Below are 19869 nucleotides of genomic sequence, written 5' to 3' on the forward strand. Positions count from 1 at the left end.
TATGTCCCTCGGGTTACGACAATGGGCTCATGGGTTGTAGCAATCAACGGTTGGTATTATATAGTGCTGAAATTATAATTCTAAGCACCCGAACCAACCGTAGAAATCTGTAAGATCAGCCCTTCTGATTTCTGCTCTTGAATGCGCAATGCCGCCTCCATAGCCCATCACATCCAAGCCGCGACTATTACTCACCCATATCACATGCTTGATCTTGTAAACATGAACGGCGCAATACGCCCTAAGAAGCATAACTCTTGATATTGCTTGCACCTAAAAGGCTGGATCAGTTTTTTAGAATTATCCAGATTCAACCACGCGAACAGGATGAACGCCTTTTCCCCCAAAAATGACGGGAATGATAATTTGATACAGGATTACGTAAAAAAGCAGAGAACCTAACGTAGCCGGACAAGCTTTCCAGATAGCTCTAACAGCCTATAAAACCAACCTACGTTCGTATGAGCCCATTGGCTATTTCAGGAGTATCCTGACTGCACGCTCTCCATATTTGGAGGAAGACGCTGCGATGTAACTCCGAGCGGAAGATATTGGTATAAGGTTTGGCCACGCCCCCGCTCTCTGGCATGACCGCCAATCCTGTCGCCACGATCATTTCACCATCAAATAAGACACACAAGGGCGTGCCATGACGTAAAATAATTTCCGTAATTAGTTTTTTGAAGAAGCTCTTTTAATGGCTGGAGTAATCCCAACCCTCCCCTCCAGCAACATCATATAGAGATCGTTGAAGAAGAACTTTGGCGCCCACAAAAGGGGTGACCTAAACAGAAACGCCTCTGGTTTTCACAACGAAAAGGCAGAGGCGTTCCAAGCAAAAAATTAACGTTAGGCGAGAACGATATCTTTCACGCGCTCAACAATTTCCGGCGTAACATCCTGAACTGACAGGCTCTGAATAGCACTGTCCTTCAGTTCCACAATAATACTAAGCGGCATCACCCCAACCGTATCATTGACAATGTTTACCAATGATACCCGGTATTTCCCACTCAGCGGTTTTGAGAAACCACTGTTAAAGTTGATGTTGGCCGTAAAGCCACTGCACAGAGGCGCATCAGAGAAAACACCGCTGACATCATTGCGGATAGCGCGGGTGGTGCGGAAATAAACGGCATCATCCTCTTCTTCATTCACACAGGCCAGATACACCTGCCCCGCCGCACGAAGATTATGCATGAAGGTCCATCCCTTCATGTAAATACCTTTTTCATCAACTTCCGGCGGCGGATCACCAATCAGACCGCTGCAGTTATCAATGAAATACACCATATCGCCACTGTGATCTCTTTCCAGAGCATCAGTGTCGATATCCACCATCTTGATGTTTCTGAGCTTACCATCACGATGAGAAACCCGTGCAAAATCGCTCAGAATCTGCTTGTCTGTCGGGTTTTCCTGTTCGATTTCAACAATCTTACCTTCTTTTACTGTAATCTGACAGTTGGTTACAGCAAAACTGGCTTTGGTGTTGATCACGTTCATCAGCGCAATACGGTATGTTCCTTCACACCATTTACCACGCAGTGCCGCCTGCCCCGCAAAGCCGGAACGGCGTGGCGCATCCGGGTAAACAGTCAGAACATCAGGGCGAGATTCCCTGATACACGGCAGGAAGATAATCGGCTGATCCTCATTGCCAATTAACACCGTATAGAACGTACCGGATGCATTGACGCGCGGTACGGCATACCAGCCACGGATATGAAATTCGTAGGCTTCTTCAAAATCAGATGGTTCGCTTTCTGCAAAGACAAGGAAGCAAACATCATCAATATAGAATTTGGCATCCTGAACGGAGAACCAGTCTGTGACAGGTTCAGGCAATTCCACCGTAACATCACGCGTTGTCGGTGGATCAAAAATATGCCGCGGCGGAGCCTGATGGCGCCAGGATGGATGCGGAAGCAGATGCACCTGACCGGCATCAATCTGCATTTCAGAGAACCCAAGACGGGTGATCGGGGCAACTTCGTTATAGATTTCAAAAAGGCTTTCACCATAGCTCTGCCCATCAGGCCACAGATCCGGTGAGATATTGCCCATGATTTCTTTACGCAGAGGCTCGGATGACCGCAGCAGTTCAAGGCGCTCCAGCACTTTTGCCGGGCTGTTGAGCTTCAGGGCAAAGCCATTCACACCATCCTGCACACGGTCATGCAGCGCGCCAATATCGCTGACAATGGGGATAAGGCCCGTCTGCCATGCTTCTGAAAGAGAAATACAGTATGTTTCAGGCCATATGCTGAGATTAAGCGCAACATCCGCAATTTTCAGCTTATCAATATTCCCCATGGAATACTGACCATGAACGGTAATATTCGGCCGGTTCAGATCCGCCAGAACCTGCTTGTATTCCGGATGAACAGCTCCAAAAATATGGAAATGGAAATGATCAGGATGCGCCAGTTCAAACAGGCTCAAAATAGTATCCGCGCCTTTAGTGCGCAGGAAATTTCCCACCACCGCAACCCCTAGAGGGCGACCATTCAGGGGAGCGTACTCTTTGGGCGTAACCGGCAACGTGCTTTCAGGAGAAGGAATACCCAGAATGGAACATTTCTTTGTTTCAACAACCGGATAGACTTCGCTGATCAGATTGTAAGAATGTTCTGAACCAAACAGGAACGCATCCACAGAATGCAGCATGTTCGAAATGAACGCGCGCCGCGTCTGCTCTCCACCAAACTCCACATTTTCCGCATTTTTCAGGATAATGTCATAGGCAACAACAGATTTTGCCTTTTCCTCATCATACTGAAAACTTTGATCAAGCAGGTTATAGCGTGAAGAAACCAGCCAGAAATCATGCGCGGAAAAGACCACGCCTGCCCCGCAGGACTTGGCGATAATGGGCAAGGACAACGCATGGTGACCAAGGTGCTGAAAATGCACAAGGTCGATATTGTAATGGCTAATAACGTTGGAGAACGCCATTTCTTCCGGACCATCGCACATGGCGTCTGTCCAGCCGACTTCCGGCACATCAAACCGTTCGATTTCCTCACCATCGGCCGTCAGGAAGCGACATTTGTCGCCACGACGCAGCCAATAATAGAAATCGACCTTTCTGCCGAGCAGATTGCACAGGGTTTCCTGATAAACCTCAACACCGCCCCACGCAGCTTCATAAACCGTGGAGTGAGTGCACATAAGCACGCGCAGGCGCCGGCTTTCAGCGACAAGTGCCGTCGGCTGAACGCACCCGAAATTCGCACCGCTGACTTCCATAATCGTGCGGATACGGTTTTCGTAAAGATGCTTGTTCTGAACATCTTTTTTCGCGCTCTGCGCAGAACGCCGTCTCAGGGTCGAGTTACTCAGAAGCGCATCAATGGCAGCAATCACTTCGTCCACGTTGCGGCACAGCACAGTGCCGCTCACGTCGTCAAAATAGTCCTTGTCCATCACCTCAGGGGCTTCCACCACCTGAGCCGTACCTGCCAGCCCGAGTTCATAAAAACGCGGTCCCGGCGCCGTTGCCTGACTGGTGTCACCATGGCTTGCATAGTCACGGAACATGGTCAGGGTGACGGCGCTGGCATTGGCGAAGTCAATAAACGCTTCATGGCTGACCGGACGCTGAATGGCAATTTCAGCAAGATCGCTCGGCAGAGGCGGCAGATATTCATTACCCGGGCAGATCAGCTTCAGGCGTGCATCCGGAAACGCGGTAATAACATGCCGCAGCGTTTCCACACGGTTAGGCCACATCGTGCCTGCAAAAAAGATATCGTAATCAAGCTCATCCGCTTTCTTGACTTTACGATCATGCAAAGACGTAGACGCAGCCAAAGGCAGATAGTGCCCCTTGCTACCATAAGCCTCCACGCACAGCGGATCATTGGTGAACACATGATCGAACAATCCTGCATTCGCAGCATTGAATTCTTTCATGAACGGATCCTCGAATGTCCAGAGGATCATAGTCTTAAAAGCAGGGCGCACACGTTGCAGAAGAGGAATGTTAATGCGCTGCCCATCAATACAGATGAGAGTCTCATGCTCACCTTTGGCAGCCAGTTCACCCAAGGACCGATTGTCAGCAACGACAACCTCATCCTTCCCCAAAATTTCCCGCGCAGCCCGCTCGATGGCGAGTGTCAGGTAGGCATTCGGGTTGTGCGTATAGTTAGTGTTATAAATAACTGCCATCGTGCTCTCTTCTGCGGGGAGGTGTTTACTGAGTCAAAATAACGTTAAAGCCAGTTCACCTGATACTTTCTGAAAATACTCTTCTTTGGAACTGATTTTATGACGTTAGAGAAAAGCCTTCAACCTCATTGCCAGACTGTTGGGAAAATTGAGACAGAATATTTCTGATCTCAGCGGTATAAGCCTCCGCGTTATTTTCGCGCGCGATACGGCGCAAAGCATTGTAGCGCAACTTCTGCCATAACTCCCGTTCATCATAAAGCGACACTATTGCGTCAGCAAAAGAAGCGGCGTTTCCTGTTGCCGGAGCCAGCATATCTTCTCCAGCCTGCCAGCCAACCTGCTCGCACAGGATATCAGACGCCACAATTGGCAAACCATGCGCTGCGGCCTCATGAATTTTATAGGGTATGCCACCGGCAAACCGTGTAGGCGCCACAAAGATACGGTGCGTATCATAATATGGCGTCACCTCATTTACACGCCCCACAATCTCAACTCGTGGGTTGAGAACCAGGCGAGAGACATCCACTTCAGGATTCAAATAACCGCAAATCCGAAATTTTACATCCGGCGGCAGCCTGTCATCCAGTTTCGGGAGAACCTCACTTACGAACCAGATCAGTGAATCCAGATTAGGCGAATCTGCATCATGTATCGCACCAATGAACAGAATATCGCGCCGCTCCTTGAAGCTGGGTGTAAAGCGGTGAGCCTGTTGCAAATGGCCCAGCACATGTACATCCCTATGCCCCAGACGGCGCAGGATGGTGGCGTCCTTCTGATTAACGGCCACAAAGCGGTTCACAAACCAGGCGGACCGGAACTCCTTTTGCAGAAGTTCATCCAGATTATGCTGCGGTGTTTCGCCTTTCAAAACCCATTTTTGCAGGTCGCGCGGTGCGGCCACAGCTTCTGTGTCCAGAACAATGCGGCTACCTGCCAGCGCCCCGGCACATTCCGCAAACACGGGAGCCAGCCTGTCCAGATTATGCGTGCGCGCGATCCAGATGACATCATAATATCCGGGACGGGAATTGAGGAACCCGACCAGATCCTCAAGCCCCTTGTTCCACATAACTTCCGCCCGATCGGGAAAGCCTGTATATATATCTTCCGTTATACTGAGCGGGCGAAAAATAGGATAGACTGTGACATGACAGCTCAGGTCCCGCACCATGACTGTCATGATATCATTGGACCGGGTAAAACCTGACCCTAGATGCCTGAAGGGCAGAAAATCCTCCAGAAACAGAACCTTTTTCTCAAAAGCACGCGCAGACCGGGCCAGCAGGTCTTTCTGGGCATTTCTTGGATAGCGGGTAGCAATATAATTTGCGTTCTTCTCAATAAAGAGGCCCTGGTTCCTCTGCATCATATGAACACTTTCTGTATTACCAGATGTGCCATATTCATAATGAAGGATCACGACGCCAGGGTCATAAACAACATCCCAACCCAGCTCACGGATACGAACGCAAAGATCCGTTTCCTCAAAATAAGCTGGCGCATAATCTTCCAGGAAACCATTCAGCCGACGCAGGAGATCCGTTCTGACCACAAGAAACGCACCGGAACAAAAATCAACCGAGCGAACATAGTTAGCTTCCGGGCTGTCAGGCAATTCATCTCGCAGGTAGCCGCAGACAGACCCATTTTTCCAAATGATGCTTCCCGCCTCCTGCAAGAGACCGTTTGTGCGCACAAGTTTGGCCCCTACGGCACCTGCCTGAGGTTCTTTTACAAATCGTGCCAATGCCGTCTCAATGGCCCGAGGCATCAATTCAAGGTCATTATTCAGGTAAAGGGTGAAATCAGCCTCGACGTGCTTGAGTGCAGCGTTACACCCCTGTAAGAATCCAACATTCCCTAATGTTCTGATAACATTGATCCCACGAACATACCGCTCGATATGGCGAATTTCATCGGATGAACCGGAATCAACAAGAACAACCTGTATTTGACCACTGTAATTCTCTCGCAGCGAGTAAAGCGCAGTCATCGTCATGGCAAAATTATTATGCGCCACCATAATCACGCTCAGCTCTGGCTGATCACAAGAGAAATCAAGCCCACCCCGCAAAAGAAGAGGAAGACGGATACGGCACATTTCCTGATAAACAGCTTTGGAAATAAACTCCCGTTCCTCTGAAGAATATCCTCCTTCTTCCACAACACCACCATGCACCATGTAATGAACAAAAAAACTGGGATACCGTTGTGACGCGATTTCGCTTTTTATTTTAGGATTTTCTGCATAAACTCTGAGATTGACGTCTCTGGCGGGCTGACGCAGTTCGTACTGACCATTTTTTACAAAATGCTCATAACAGTTTCTAAACGCACCATGCTTGACCGCACCAGCCACGTCTTCATAGGCCTGAGCGTAGAATTGCTCGGAGAAAAAAGCGTTGGGATTGAACGCTTCTGGCGTGGCATTTGTCAGATAATGGTGGAGCGGCCCCTGCCAGTTAACAGCAGAGCGTTCCACATCAGGATAATTTTCCTGATACCAGACCGGATCAAAATACCATGAAAGCTTTTTGTCATTCAGAGTATTATCAGGAAATCCCTTGAGAAAGCTGATATAAGCGCCTTCGCCTGGTTCAACTACAAAATCCGGGACTTCAGCCAGAAAGACAATGGGATCAAAAAAAGGAGAAGACGGACAGTTGAGACGACTGCCCTGCTTCAGGTAATGGTCATAGCCATTCCTGAACCCATTTTTTTCAATTTCTTCACGGGGGAAATCTAGAAATTTCCGCCGATAATAATCTTCATCAAACAGCCAATGCGGGCTTTTATCCCAAAATCCGACTTTGCAGTAATGATCAAACCCGGATTTAAATTCCCCAGAACAAATGCGCTCCCTTACGTCGGGATACCGCTCCGTGTACCATTTTTCATCAAAGAACGGGTTTGGGGAATGCTGTAACGCCCCCCCATATTGCTCATAAAATTCTTTAATATCATCGTCTGAGGTCGTATTTAAAAAATCCAAGACGGTTCTATATTTTCTTTTATACCAATCGAAGTCGAATTCACTCCAATCAAAACTCTTCCTGTTATCAGAGTGAACCATCATTCAAGCCCATATAATTAAATACCCAACCTCAGATCATGTAGGGCCTGCCGCAGCCCGTATCGGAAAACGGGGAACATACCGGTCCCCCGCGCCCAACCCAATTATGCAATAAGCTGTTCTTGGCGGAGAATGGAAAGAACATCCTGAATACGGTTTCCGTAGGTATGTTCTTCCAGCGTCCGTTTCTGGGCCTGCTGGGCAACCTCCAATCGACGGTCAGGATCATCCAGAAAAGTTTCAATCAACTCATCAAAGTCCCGCTTGTTCGAAAATGTCGGGATCTCATCAGCCGTGAAATAACGGCGAAGTTCATAGGTATCTTCATGGAAAATCTGAAACGCGCCAGCTGCGGCCGCTTCAAACGTACGAGGCCCCGGTGTGGAAGGCGAGATCATGAAGCGCTTGTTTTCAAAGTGCAGGGAGCGCCCAAGGTTCAGCACAATTTTAGAACGCTGATACAGTTCAACCAACTGATGTTTTTCGATCCGGGCATCTGAAAATCCGACGCCGAACTCCCCCCAACCCGGACCTATGATACGAATGTTTAATCGACGCAAAGACGGCATGAGGTTGCGAACAATGTCTTTACGGCTTGTAAAAGCGACACCACAGAACAGAACATCAATGTTCCTGTTCGTTTCATCCATGACGGGCGCATAGTGCAGTTCACGGCTTGCTGCCAGAGGAAGATGATATACTCTTCCACGCTGATAAAAATTCGAACCCCAGCGATCACAGGAAAAAATAACGTCAAAATCGTCTGTAATACGGTAATTGGCGTCCTGTTCGTAAGGATCTTCTGTGGCCCAGAAAACCGTGGTAGCCCCGACCTTCTTGGCTTCACGGCTGACTTCTCCAAAATAGATGCTTTCTGGAAGATAAGAGCCAATAGAGAAGACAATAGTTGGTTTAAGTTGAGCAATAGATGCTGCTGCACCACTAATATGGACAGCCGTTACATTCTCCGCCCCAATACATTCGGCCCAACCATCCATAATAGATTCCCGAATCTGGGCATTTGCCTGAGATTCGTACCGACCACCACTACAAATCAAAACACGTTGGTCTGTTTCAAGGCCTGAGAATGTCACATTATTCCCCTTGAGAGATTTCACAAAAGCATCCAAACATAAATGTAAATAAAAATCTCCGCTTTTTTACGCAGGCAAGGTATTTTTGTAAAGTTACATTCCTCGCACAAACCGAGCCTGAAACCAGACCCGAATAGTTCTCATTTAAATCCTTCAAATATATAAAGAGTAATTTATTTATTAAAAATGATATAACAAGATGAAATTAATACAAAACACATCTTTATTGACTGGAATACCTCTCACACCTTCTTTTCTCTCTATGTTATGTTCTAACTACGGAGTAAAAAACAGCGCATCATTCGGGTAGCACCACACACAAAATCAGGCATGATATGTTTTTTAAATACAAACAATTAGGTCGGCTTTGCCCTTCTTTTTATTGTGCGCCGTTTATATCGCAAGAACAAAAGCAATAAAAAAGCTCTCGCCTTTACAGACGAGAGCTTGATTCTCAACAAAAAATAGAAAAATGACTACTTGGTTATTGCACGCCCAGCAAGCAAAGCGACCACCAGAAAAACAACAAACAGGACAATTGCGATAAAGAACAGAATTTTCGCCATTCCTGCGGCTGCAGAAGAAATTCCGCCAAACCCGAATAGGCCCGCAATAATGGAAATGACCAAGAAAAATAATGCCAGCTTCAACATAATTGATTCTCCTCTACGTAAAGAAATTTATAGAAATTTTTCTAACAAATCAGAGTTTTCTGGCACACAGCGCACCTAGCAAAAACCCGGTGATCCCCGCCACAACAACGGACACAACAGGCTGATCCGCTACAACATCGCGCACAGCCTGTAACGCAGCGCACCCTTTGTTGCAGGTCAGATCCTCTATGGTATCAGACGCTTTGTCCCGCAGGCTTTCCGCGCCATCCTGCACACGGCTAATGCCTTCTTCCAACTTGTACTGAATGTCGTTTTCGTCACTCATCACGCACACTCCTTATCGTTACGTCTTCTAACGCACTCTCATGCACAGAGATGCACGGACAAGGCAAATTTCTTACGAAAACCGTCAGATTTCCGCAGAATGCCAGTAGGGTGCTCCACCCGGATCTGCCTCTCCCGCAATCATGGCGCGCAGCCGGGCGGTATAGATCTTGAAAGCTGAGGAATGAGGATCTTTCTGGCCCGCTTCTACTTTTAACTCTCCTGTAATACCTGCAGGCGATCCTGAAAGAACGACAATACGTGTGGCCAGTTTCATGGCCTCTTCTATGTCATGCGTGACAAAAAGGACGGTCTTGTGCGTCTGCTGCCAGATTTTCAGCAGTTCATCCTGAAGAGCGCTCCGCGTTATGGGGTCCAGCGCGCCAAACGGTTCATCCATCAACAGCAGATCCGGGTCCACAGTCAAAGCCCGCGCCACGCCTACACGTTGACGTTGGCCGCCCGAAAGCCGTCGCGGCCAACGCTCCGCTGCCTCTTCAAGCCCGACCAGCCGCAACGCCGCCAGCGCACGAGCCTGCTTTTCCTTGCGCGTAAGCGCCAGACCTTCCAGACCGAACATCACGTTGCCCAGCACACTGCGCCACGGCATGAGACGCGCATCCTGAAAGACGAGCGCCTGAGCCCGACGCTTTCCGGCCTCACGCTGCCCTGCGGCAACACCCGCAGCACTCTGGCTCGCTTCCGTTACCTGCCCTTCCGTGGGATTGCTCAACCCCATGAAAACCCGCAGCAAAGTCGATTTACCAACGCCGGATGGCCCGAGCAATGCGACAAACTCGCCTTTTAGCAAGGAAAGACTGACATGCCGCAAAATAAAAGTCTGGCCACCATCATGGGAAAGCCCCACATCTTCAAGACAGGCGACACTATCGGTAACACTCATGGCTGCCACCGCAAAACATAAGAGCTTACAAAGCCAAACAGAAAATCGGTCAATGCATATAACAGTGCCATGGTAAGCATGTAGACCACCACCACATCCGTTGCCAGCAGACTGGAAGCCTGCATCATACGCGCCCCAATACCGGGGACGCCAAACAGCTCTGCTGCCACAACAGACATCCACCCCTGCCCCAGACCAGTTCTCAATCCCGCCATCAAACCCGGTGCAGAAGCAGGCAATACAACCTTGAACAGACGCCCCCAAAATCCACCATGGCCAAAAGCGGCCGCCAGTTCATAAAATTCGGGATCAACACCGCGTACTGCTGCGTAAGCGGCGTAAAAATTGATCCAGAAGACCGATATGGCGATAACAAATGTGGCGCCCGCCATGTTGAGGCCAAACCACAAAATAGCAAATGGAACCCAAGCCAGCCCCGGCACTGGCCGCAGAAGCCTCACCACCCCTTCCAGCAAACCGTCCACCACGGCAACCATGCCGCACAGCAAACCAAGCAATGCTCCGAAAACGGACCCGACCAGCAACCCGAGGCTGTAATGGCTCAGACTGTCCAGAATAGCCTGCTGCCAGAACCCACCATGAACTTCATCCAGCCATGCCTGCCATAAGGAGCTTGGTGCTGGCACCATGCCCGATGGCAGAAAACCCGCCCTAACCGATGCTTCCCATAATCCAAAAAATACAAATAAACCGACTGCTGATAAAAGCAGCCGGTTTCGTTTAGACAAAGACCGTATCACTGTTTCAGTTGCCGCCACAAATCAAGATCGAACAGATCATCCACCGGTTGCGCCTTTCGAAGCAAGCCCTGTTCCACTTCAAAGTCCTGCAACTGACGCACCCCCTCAATAATGCGGGTTGGATCGCTAATAAAGCGCGCGGCTGACCGTTCCAGCGCCTTCTTCATAACATCTTCGTTCAGAATGCCACCGCCCAGCGCCTTTGTCACAAAGGGAGCGGCATCGTCAGGGTGAGAGGAAAGCAGCGTGGTTGCACGAATAAACAGGGAGGCGAGTTGTTTGGCCCATACCTGCCGATCAACCGCATCGGGTTTAACAATGGCCAAAACAGAACCTGGCTGATCCGGCAGGAGATCATGCCCCGTTGCTAACGTCCTTACATCTGGCAGGCGGCTTCTTACCACAGTTAAAGCAGGCTCACGCAACACGGCAGCATCAACAGCGTTGGCAAGAAAGGCCTGTTGTGCAGCATCAATATCCACCCCCACAATGCTGACAGTGGTGGGAAGCGAAGAGAGCCCTACCTGCTTCTGCAACCAGAAACGCAACAGGCTATCAGGCACTGAGCCCATAGGTTGGGCAGCAATCCGGGGCAAATGGCCCTTTTCTTTCGTGAACGCCGCAAACGAATTCTTCACGACTTCAGGTGAAAACCCGCCTTCCTGATCCTTGGGAAGCTGGTTTGCCAGTGCCCCACGCGCCACAACCTCCAGTTCCTCAACGGAGGCCGCAGTTACCACCTTCACATCTGAACCATGGGCACGCGCCTGAAGAAGAGGCAGCACCCCCGCCACATACGCATCAATCCTTCCGGAAACCAGGGCCTGAATAGCCTGCGGGCCGGACGTAAACCGCACCAGTTGAAGATCCAGTCCGGCATCCTTGGCCCAGCCCTCTCCATCCACCACGAACAGCGCAGATGACCCCAGCACAGGAATATATCCTACTCGAACCGGAGTTCCTGCCTGAGCAGGCGTTGACAGTGCGGCAAGCGCTATGCCTCCCAGCATCATCAGTCTGGAAAAGAGCCGTTTCATTTCATCCCCTGTATGGAAAGATGGTTTAATCTATCTTCTCAAGGGTGATTAAATGCCAGAAAGTGTCAATATCACAAACCAAAATAGGGATTGAATTTTCTACACACTACCTAATTTCGGAAATGATCTCGTATTTAAGACTGCGCGATCTTGTAGGCCCGAAGCGGCAAAGCCGCTTCCCGCCCAAACATAAAAAAGGTGCACAGAGCGTTACTCCATGCACCTTCCTGAAATTCACGCATCCAGAAAACCGTGTAATCCGGCCTTTCTGGAATCAGCTTTTACTGACCACCCGCCGCATGCATTGCGGCTTCCTTATCTAACTGGGATTGAGCCCGTTCAGCCTCCCGCGTGTAAGCCCGCGCTTCTGGAGAAACGGTGATCGCCATTGTCATGAGGGCGGAGAGGACATACAGGCCGCTGAATATCCAGATGACACCTGCCGTACCAACCGAACCCTGAAACCATGTGACAATTGCTGGGCCAACCCACGTGCTGGCACCCGCCCCAAGACCCAGAATGGAAAGAGCTGCTGCTTTTTCCTTCGGGCACACCTGCGGCATCAAACCGGACAGTGGCACAAACGCGGCCAGAGATGCGCCATACAGAACCCCCATGGCGGCGGCGATCGGGAAATTGTGCGGCATGGACAGCGGAACGTAATAGAAAAGCGGTACACAGATAGCAGCACCAAGGCCACCGCCAACAGCCACAACGGTACGCGGACCCAAGCGGTCAGCCAGAATACCGGACAACAGATTGAAGATAATGTTGCTCAGGAACACGATTGACAGCAATTGCAGCCACTGTTCCAGAGAAAAGCCAACCAGCTTGGTGAACACGCCCGGCATAATCACCAGGAAAGCATATTCAGACGACGTGTTGATCGTCCGAACAAGGCCGGCAATAGCCGTTTTTGGTTCACGCCAGATAATACTGATGGAGCCAAACATGGCCTGCTTCAACGTTACATCCGGCGGGCTCAGGCGCTTCGAACCACTGGGTTCATGGGTGCACAACAGAGCCACAAAACCACCGGCCATAACCAGCGCCAGAGAAGACCAGAACGTTCCCATTTCCCCAATGCGCGGAATAGCAAAGCTGGCGAACAGTGATCCCAGCGTGGGCAACCCACCAGAAAACGCGAACCAGAACCAGCCGGCAGCAGAACCAAGCTGCCGCGCAGGCGTGGCTGCTGCAATCCAGACCAGAAAACCATAAGCAAACAGCGGATACCCCAACCCGCGGGCCGTGTATGCCACAATCATCATGCTATAGTTGTTCGGCTGGAGCCCAAGGACCAGAAACAGAACTTCAAAAATGCCCCAGATCCAAAGTCCGGTCCACATGACCTTCTTGGGTCCCCACATGTCAGACAACGGGCCGGAGAGCCAGGATGAGATGGAAACAGCAACGCCATACACAGTAAACAGCAGAGCAACGCGTGTTGATGATTGCCCCTGACTTTCAAGAAACGGTGCCAGATACCCGGCTTCAACCCCGTCCCCGATCATGAAGAGCAAAAGCCCGACAAAGCCCCAAAGCAATGGGCGAGGTATGCCTATTCGGTCTATAAGGTTCTGCGCTTCCTGTTGCGTTGCTGTCTGCATCTACATGCTCTCCTTACATGCGATGATGGCACGCATATCCAGCACCTCATTGTGCCGGCTTCGGGCTCATCATCAACACGAACCATGGCGGGAGTGCTCACCCGGTCCGTCAGAAAAAGATTTTTGTTCGGGCACCGCATAAAAGCGGATTAGACAGATCTGGAAGATCTCACCCAACAACAAGGGACGGAGCCAAACTCAACATCCAGTGTTGTCTCAATCGTTCATACCTGAGAACGACACGCCTAAAAAGGCAAAAGGGAGCCGCTTGGCGGCTCCCTGCAAAATCAACAGCGTTAACTTAAGCTGCCAGATCCTGCGTTTCCGTCGCTTCCGGACGGGGGCCGCTGTCCTGGCCCTTCGCGCTAACATCGCGATCAACCAGTTCAATCACAGCCATGTCTGCGGCATCGCCATAACGCATGCCAGCACGCATGACACGAGAGTAACCACCCGTGCGGCCTTTGTAACGTTCTGCAATAGCAGAAAACAGCTTCTTCACGATCACATCGTCACGCAGCATGGCAAATGCCTGACGACGAGCGTGCAGATCACCACGCTTGCCCAGCGTGATCAGCTTTTCCACAACCGGGCGAAGTTCTTTTGCCTTCGGCAGCGTGGTGGTGATCTGCTCGTGCTTGAGCAGAGCAACTGCCATGTTACGGAACATGGCAGCGCGGTGAGAAGAGGTAACGCCGAGCTTTCGGCCGGCAATACGGTGACGCATAGTTCAGTTCCTAGTCCTAAGAAGTGGGCTTAGAACGGCTCATCAAGCCGTTTTGCCAGATCTTCAATATTTTCCGGCGGCCAAGCCGGCACATTCATACCGAGAGAAAGCCCCATGGAGGTCAGGACTTCCTTGATCTCGTTCAGAGACTTGCGGCCGAAGTTCGGAGTCCGCAGCATTTCCTGCTCGCTCTTCTGGACCAGGTCCCCAATATAGATGATATTGTCGTTCTTCAGGCAGTTTGCACTACGAACAGACAATTCAAGCTCATCAACCTTACGCAGCAGGTTACGGTTGAACGGCAGATCATCCTGCGGTTCTTCCGCCTGAACCGGGCGCGGCTCATCAAAGTTGATGAACAACTGTAGCTGATCCTGCAGGATTCGGGCAGCAAGTGCAACCGCATCTTCCGGCGTGATCGCACCGTTAGTTTCCACCGTCAGCAGCAGCTTGTCATAGTCAGTCACCTGACCAACACGGGTCGGCTCAACCTTGTAAGACACGCGCTTAACCGGGGAATAGATGGCATCAACCGGGATAAGACCGATCGGCGCATCTTCCGGGCGGTTTGCAGCAGCAGGCACATAGCCCTTGCCCATACCAACCACAAATTCCATTCCCAGCTTCACACCGTCATCCAGCGTGCAGATCACCAGATCCGGGTTCATGATTTCAACATCATGGCCTGTCTGGATCTGCCCAGCGCGAACCTCGCCAGGACCAGTTGCCGTCAGCACCATGCGCTTCGGGCCTTCGCCATGCATACGCAGCGCGAGCTGTTTGATGTTCAGGACAATGTCCGTCACATCTTCACGCACGCCAGCAACAGACGAGAACTCGTGCAGAACGCCATCAATCTGCACGGCGGTCACTGCTGCCCCTTGCAGGGAAGACAGAAGCACGCGACGCAGGGCGTTACCCAGGGTCATCCCGAAACCACGTTCCAGCGGCTCGGCAACAACCGTTGCAATACGTGTCGGCTCCACTCCGGATTCGACTTCAAGCTTTTCGGGCTTGATCAGAGATTGCCAGTTTTTCTGAAGGACCAAGGTACCGGCCTTTCAATATGAAAAACCACTGCTGAAGCAGCGATTTCTCTGAACATTAATAAACAAACCAAAAGACGGCGGTTACCATAAGATAACCGCACACTTTCAATCCTTAGACGCGACGACGCTTGCGCGGACGGCAGCCATTGTGCGGTACCGGCGTCATGTCACGGATGGACGTGATGGAGAACCCAACTGCCTGCAGAGCACGCAGTGCGCTTTCACGGCCTGACCCAGGACCGGAAACTTCAATTTCCAGCGTTTCCATGCCGTGTTCGCGAGCCTTACGACCAGCGTCTTCAGCCGCAACCTGTGCAGCATACGGGGTGGACTTACGAGAGCCCTTGAACCCCTGAGCACCGGCGGAAGACCAGGAAATAGCATTCCCCTGGGCATCAGAGATGGTGATCATGGTGTTATTGAACGTGGACAGAACGTGTGCCACGCCGGAAATAATGTTCTTGCGCTCTTTTTTACGAATACGCGGTGTAGCGGCTTTCGCCATAATTTTTCTACCTCAGTCCCTGCCCAGAAGCCCGCTAAAGCCATCCGGAAAACTTCAACAAATCGGATTAGCGTGTGGCTTTCTTCTTGCCTGCAATCGCAACAGCCTTCCCCTTACGGGTACGGGCGTTGGTGTGCGTCCGCTGACCATGCACAGGCAGGCCACGACGATGACGCAGACCACGGTAGCAGCCCAGATCCATCAGACGCTTGATATTCATCGCCACTTCACGACGCAGATCGCCTTCAACGCGATACTGGGTATCAATCAGCTCACGCAGCTTCATGATTTCGTCGTCGCTCAGTTCATTCACGCGCTTCGCTTCAGGAATACCAGCAGATTTACAAATCTGGTCAGCCTTGGTTGCGCCAATCCCGTAGATATACTGAAGCCCGATAACAACCCGTTTGTTTGTCGGGACATTCACGCCGGCAATACGTGCCACGCCTTACACTCCTGTCGGGTTCACCCAAAAAGGGCGAACACTCATAGCCTCCGCCACCGGAAGCAGATTTCACTCAGTGGCCGCGAAATATACCGGCCACCCGCACAAGTCAACGAAAACGGATCACTTTTTCGTGATCGATCACTGTCCAGCCATAACTGCTTCAATTTGCGCAGTAACTTCGGCAGCCGGCAACATGCCGTTAATTTTATAAAGACGACCGGTTTTTTCGTAGAAAGGAAGAATCGGCGCAGTCAGTTTCCGATACTCCTTAAGACGCTCAACGACCGTCTCCCGCCGATCATCAGCCCGACGCTTGAATTCGTGGCTCCCACATGCGTCACACTCACCTTCCTTCTTGGGAGGGTTGGAGACTTCATTGTAGGTCGCCCCACACTGCGCACACGTAAAGCGGCCAGAGATTCTATCCGCCAGAATGTCCTCATCCACATCCAAAAACAGAACGACATCAATCTTCTTGTTGTCGGCCTTCAGCATTGTATCCAACGCTTCTGCCTGTCCGGTTGTGCGTGGGAATCCATCCAGGATGAATCCTTTCACACAATCTGGCTGCTCTATCCGTGACTTCAGCATGGCGATGATCAGCTCGTCTGGCACCAGGCGCCCGGCGTCCATCAGGCTTTTGGCCTGCTTGCCGATATCCGACCCACGCGCCACTTCTGCCCGCAGCATATCGCCAGTCGAGATCTGCACCAGCCCATACCGTTCTTCCAAACGTTTAGACTGGGTTCCCTTTCCTGCTCCGGGCGGCCCCAGAAAAATAATGTTCATCGCCGGATGATCCTCTGTTTCTTACCGCCCCGAGAGCGACGCATCAGTCCCTGGTACTGATGCGCCACAAGATGCGACTGCACCTGCGTGACCGTATCAATCGTAACCGAGACGATAATAATCAGACTGGTCCCACCAAAGTAAAACGGCACATTGTAATGGCTGATGAGTATCTGCGGCAGAAGACAAACCAGCACCATATATGCCGCCCCGATTGTCGTCAGGCGGGTCAGAATCTTATCAAAGTAGGCAGATGTGGCGGCTCCGGGCCGAATTCCGGGAATGAAGCCTCCCTGCTTGCGCAGATTATCCGCCGTCTCCGTCGGATTAAACGTTACCGCCGCGTAAAAGTAAGAAAAGAACACAATCATGGCGGCGTAGAACAGCATGTAAAGCGGCTGCCCCTGCCCGAGTTCCTCACCCAGGAAAGAGAGCCACCCCGGCATGGACTTACCGTTCATGAAACCCGAAATAGTAACCGGAATCAGCAGCACGGAAGATGCAAAAATCGGCGGGATAACCCCAGCTGTATTGACCTTCAGAGGCATATGAGTGGTATCGCCCCCAAACATCCTCTGTCCCATCTGGCGCTTGGGATACTGAATAACCACGCGACGCTGAGCCTGCTCCATGAACACGATGGACGTGATCGTGATAGCTGCCAGCACCAGAAACACTAGGACGAAGAAGGGTGAAAGCGCACCCGTATAACCAAGCTGGAACAAGCTCGCCAAAGCTTGCGGCAGGTTGGCCACAATCCCCGCAAAGATGATCAGGGAAATACCATTCCCTACCCCACGCGATGTAATCTGCTCACCCAGCCACATCAGAAACATTGTGCCACCCACAAGGGTGATGACACAGGATGTAAGGAAGAAAACGCCTGGGTTCACCACTGCCGCACCGGCAGCGCTATGCATATTTTCAAGCCCCACAGCAATGCCGTAAGCTTGAAACAAAGCAATAAAAACAGTCAGATAGCGCGTGTATTGATTGAGCTTCTTACGCCCCTGCTCTCCTTCCTTCTTCAGCGCTTCGAGAGACGGAACCGCTGTAGACATCAACTGCACAATAATGGATGCAGAGATATAAGGCATGATGTTCAGGGCAAAAACCGTCATACGGCCCAGAGCACCACCAGTAAACATATTGAACATGCCCAATATGCCACCCTGATGCTGCGCAAGCAGTTGCCCCATGACCGTGGCATCCACTCCCGGAACAGGAATGTACGTCCCAAGACGGTAAATAATCAGCGCACCAAGGGTAAACCAAATCCGCTTTTTGAGTTCGGTTGCCTTGGCGAAGGAGCCCACATTAAAGTTGGCAGCCAACTGTTCGGCCGCGGAAGCCATGCATCCGTCCTTTCACACAAACAGCGTCACCACATAATGCGGGACGCTGGCATGATAGTCTAAAAGTTAAACCAGAACATCTCTGGAAAAACAGACCAGAAGAGGACAGCTATGACCCTGCCCTCTTCCATTCGCATTAGGATGCGCTGGCTTCGGCTGCTTTCGGCGCAAGAATCTTCACAGATCCCCCTGCCTTTTCGACAGCTGCAACTGCGGAAGCAGAAGCACCAGAGACTTCAAACGTGACAGCACGTGTCAGTTCGCCTTCTCCCAGAATGCGCACGCCAGCATATTTACCAGTGCCAACAAGACCAGCTTTCTTCAGCAGTTCTTCCGTCACCGCTGCACCGGCATCAAGCTTACCATCTGCAAGAGCCTTTTCAACTGCACCGAGGTTAACCGGCGCATAGACCTTACGGAAGATGTTCTTGAAGCCACGCTTCGGCAGACGACGATAGATCGGCAGCTGACCACCTTCAAAGCCGTTCAGGGAAACGCCTTCACGCGCTTTCTGCCCCTTCACACCTTTACCGGAAGTCTTGCCCTTGCCGGAGCCGATACCGCGGCCAAGCCGCTTTTTACGATAACGAGCACCGTCGTTATCGCGAAGCTCATTCAGATTCATATCAATCCTCCACCTTCACAAGGTGGGCCACTTTACGGACCATACCGCGTGTTGAAGGGGTGTCTTCAAGAACCCGCTCACGACCAATCTTGTTCAAGCCAAGACCAATCAGGGTTTCTTTCTGGCCAGGCTTGCGTCCATTACCGGACGCAATCTGGACAACCTTGAAGGTTTTTGTCTCAGGCATCTGCAGCCTCCCCAACTGAAGCGGCCTGGTCGCGCTTACCGAAGATTTCTGCAACCTTCTTACCGCGACGGTTCGCTACGGAGCGTGGGCTGGCACAGCGGGCAAGAGCATCAAATGTTGCCTTCACCATGTTGTGCGGGTTCCGGGTCCCGAGGGACTTCGCAACCACATCGTTGATGCCCAGGCTTTCAAAAACGGCACGCATCGGACCACCAGCGATGATCCCCGTCCCCGCTTCAGCCGAGCGCAGCACAACCTTACCAGCCCCGAAGTGACCAGCAACATCGTGATGCAGGGTGCGACCTTCCTTCATCGGCACGCGGATCATGCCGCGCTTGGCACGTTCCGTCGCCTTACGGATCGCTTCCGGCACTTCACGCGCCTTACCTGCACCGTAGCCAACACGCCCCTTCTGGTCACCAACAACAACCAGCGCTGCAAATGCAAAACGCCGACCGCCCTTAACAACCTTCGCAACACGATTGATGGTAACCAGCTTATCTACCAGTTCATCGCCTTCGCGTTCACGATCACGGCCGCCTCGACCGCCTTCTCTTGGTTCACGAGCCATTACGTGATCCT

Annotated in this window: 18 protein-coding genes; all 18 read right to left on the reverse strand. The window is 51.3% G+C overall.

Annotation, left to right across the window (positions count from 1 at the left end):
• Positions 1-849: 849 nt before the first annotated feature.
• The 18 genes from AD944_RS08730 to rpsE all read right to left on the reverse strand — a co-directional run bounded on the left by AD944_RS08730 (position 850) and on the right by rpsE (position 19858).
• A complete protein-coding gene (locus AD944_RS08730; protein WP_045542294.1) occupies positions 850-4176 on the reverse strand; it encodes a glycosyltransferase in 3327 nt (1108 codons plus the stop codon).
• A 97-nt stretch (positions 4177-4273) separates the two neighbouring features.
• Complete coding sequence (locus AD944_RS08735) at positions 4274-7177, reverse strand: glycosyltransferase (RefSeq protein WP_236709204.1); 2904 nt, start codon at positions 7175-7177, stop codon at positions 4274-4276.
• A 185-nt stretch (positions 7178-7362) separates the two neighbouring features.
• Complete coding sequence (locus tag AD944_RS08740) at positions 7363-8352, reverse strand: CgeB family protein (RefSeq protein ID WP_045542307.1); 990 nt, start codon at positions 8350-8352, stop codon at positions 7363-7365.
• A gap of 476 nt (positions 8353-8828) precedes the next feature.
• Positions 8829-9005 carry a DUF1328 domain-containing protein gene (locus AD944_RS16375; RefSeq protein ID WP_035377701.1) on the reverse strand — a complete coding sequence of 59 codons (177 nt, stop codon included), beginning with the start codon at positions 9003-9005 and terminating at the stop codon, positions 8829-8831.
• A 49-nt stretch (positions 9006-9054) separates the two neighbouring features.
• A complete protein-coding gene (locus AD944_RS08745; protein WP_045542296.1) occupies positions 9055-9291 on the reverse strand; it encodes a hypothetical protein in 237 nt (78 codons plus the stop codon).
• A gap of 84 nt (positions 9292-9375) precedes the next feature.
• Positions 9376-10203, reverse strand: a complete 828-nt coding sequence (locus AD944_RS08750; protein WP_231551548.1) for an ABC transporter ATP-binding protein — start codon at positions 10201-10203, stop codon at positions 9376-9378.
• A complete protein-coding gene (locus tag AD944_RS08755; RefSeq protein ID WP_236709205.1) occupies positions 10191-10844 on the reverse strand; it encodes an ABC transporter permease in 654 nt (217 codons plus the stop codon). Before AD944_RS08755 ends, AD944_RS08750 begins: the two co-directional genes overlap by 13 nt.
• A gap of 107 nt (positions 10845-10951) precedes the next feature.
• Positions 10952-11992: an ABC transporter substrate-binding protein gene (locus AD944_RS08760; protein WP_045542297.1), complete on the reverse strand. Its 1041-nt coding sequence runs from the start codon at positions 11990-11992 to the stop codon at positions 10952-10954.
• A gap of 281 nt (positions 11993-12273) precedes the next feature.
• Positions 12274-13602: an MFS transporter gene (locus AD944_RS08765; RefSeq protein ID WP_035377691.1), complete on the reverse strand. Its 1329-nt coding sequence runs from the start codon at positions 13600-13602 to the stop codon at positions 12274-12276.
• Positions 13603-13903: 301 nt separating this feature from the next.
• On the reverse strand, positions 13904-14329 hold the full coding sequence (gene rplQ, locus AD944_RS08770) for a 50S ribosomal protein L17 (protein WP_006557782.1): 426 nt from the start codon (positions 14327-14329) through the stop codon (positions 13904-13906).
• A 29-nt stretch (positions 14330-14358) separates the two neighbouring features.
• Positions 14359-15378, reverse strand: coding sequence for a DNA-directed RNA polymerase subunit alpha (locus AD944_RS08775; RefSeq protein WP_006557781.1), 1020 nt, complete (start codon positions 15376-15378; stop codon positions 14359-14361).
• 112 nt (positions 15379-15490) lie between these two features.
• A complete protein-coding gene (gene rpsK / locus AD944_RS08780; protein WP_006557780.1) occupies positions 15491-15883 on the reverse strand; it encodes a 30S ribosomal protein S11 in 393 nt (130 codons plus the stop codon).
• Positions 15884-15950: 67 nt separating this feature from the next.
• Complete coding sequence (gene rpsM, locus AD944_RS08785; RefSeq protein ID WP_006557779.1) at positions 15951-16328, reverse strand: 30S ribosomal protein S13; 378 nt, start codon at positions 16326-16328, stop codon at positions 15951-15953.
• A 141-nt stretch (positions 16329-16469) separates the two neighbouring features.
• Positions 16470-17120, reverse strand: coding sequence for an adenylate kinase (locus AD944_RS08790; RefSeq protein ID WP_006557778.1), 651 nt, complete (start codon positions 17118-17120; stop codon positions 16470-16472).
• On the reverse strand, positions 17117-18475 hold the full coding sequence (secY, locus tag AD944_RS08795; RefSeq protein ID WP_045542298.1) for a preprotein translocase subunit SecY: 1359 nt from the start codon (positions 18473-18475) through the stop codon (positions 17117-17119). The genes AD944_RS08790 and secY overlap by 4 nt, the downstream gene beginning before the upstream one ends.
• 136 nt (positions 18476-18611) lie before the next feature.
• The gene (gene rplO / locus AD944_RS08800; protein WP_035377683.1) at positions 18612-19100 is read right to left on the reverse strand and encodes a 50S ribosomal protein L15; all 489 of its coding nucleotides are present in this window, start codon (positions 19098-19100) and stop codon (positions 18612-18614) included.
• Between the two features lies 1 nt (position 19101).
• Positions 19102-19287, reverse strand: coding sequence for a 50S ribosomal protein L30 (gene rpmD, locus AD944_RS08805; protein ID WP_006557775.1), 186 nt, complete (start codon positions 19285-19287; stop codon positions 19102-19104).
• Positions 19280-19858, reverse strand: coding sequence for a 30S ribosomal protein S5 (gene rpsE, locus AD944_RS08810; protein ID WP_035377681.1), 579 nt, complete (start codon positions 19856-19858; stop codon positions 19280-19282). The genes rpmD and rpsE overlap by 8 nt, the downstream gene beginning before the upstream one ends.
• Between the last annotated feature and the right edge of the window lie 11 nt (positions 19859-19869).

The organism is Acetobacter tropicalis (assembly GCF_001580915.1).
Taxonomy (GTDB): Bacteria; Pseudomonadota; Alphaproteobacteria; order Acetobacterales; family Acetobacteraceae; genus Acetobacter; species Acetobacter tropicalis.

Bases quoted from the DNA above. Each gene is read 5' to 3' on its own strand.
- AD944_RS08730 (WP_045542294.1), bottom strand. From the start codon at position 4,176: ATGGCAGTTATTTATAACACTAACTATACGCACAACCCGAATGCCTAC.
- AD944_RS16375 (WP_035377701.1), bottom strand. From the start codon at position 9,005: ATGTTGAAGCTGGCATTATTTTTCTTGGTCATTTCCATTATTGCGGGC.
- AD944_RS08745 (WP_045542296.1), bottom strand. From the start codon at position 9,291: ATGAGTGACGAAAACGACATTCAGTACAAGTTGGAAGAAGGCATTAGC.
- AD944_RS08755 (WP_236709205.1), bottom strand. From the start codon at position 10,844: ATGGTGCCAGCACCAAGCTCCTTATGGCAGGCATGGCTGGATGAAGTT.
- AD944_RS08760 (WP_045542297.1), bottom strand. From the start codon at position 11,992: ATGAAACGGCTCTTTTCCAGACTGATGATGCTGGGAGGCATAGCGCTT.
- AD944_RS08765 (WP_035377691.1), bottom strand. From the start codon at position 13,602: ATGCAGACAGCAACGCAACAGGAAGCGCAGAACCTTATAGACCGAATA.
- rplQ (WP_006557782.1), bottom strand. From the start codon at position 14,329: ATGCGTCACCGTATTGCCGGCCGAAAGCTCGGCGTTACCTCTTCTCAC.
- rpsK (WP_006557780.1), bottom strand. From the start codon at position 15,883: ATGGCGAAAGCCGCTACACCGCGTATTCGTAAAAAAGAGCGCAAGAAC.
- AD944_RS08790 (WP_006557778.1), bottom strand. From the start codon at position 17,120: ATGAACATTATTTTTCTGGGGCCGCCCGGAGCAGGAAAGGGAACCCAG.
- secY (WP_045542298.1), bottom strand. From the start codon at position 18,475: ATGGCTTCCGCGGCCGAACAGTTGGCTGCCAACTTTAATGTGGGCTCC.
- rplO (WP_035377683.1), bottom strand. From the start codon at position 19,100: ATGAATCTGAATGAGCTTCGCGATAACGACGGTGCTCGTTATCGTAAA.
- rpmD (WP_006557775.1), bottom strand. From the start codon at position 19,287: ATGCCTGAGACAAAAACCTTCAAGGTTGTCCAGATTGCGTCCGGTAAT.
- rpsE (WP_035377681.1), bottom strand. From the start codon at position 19,858: ATGGCTCGTGAACCAAGAGAAGGCGGTCGAGGCGGCCGTGATCGTGAA.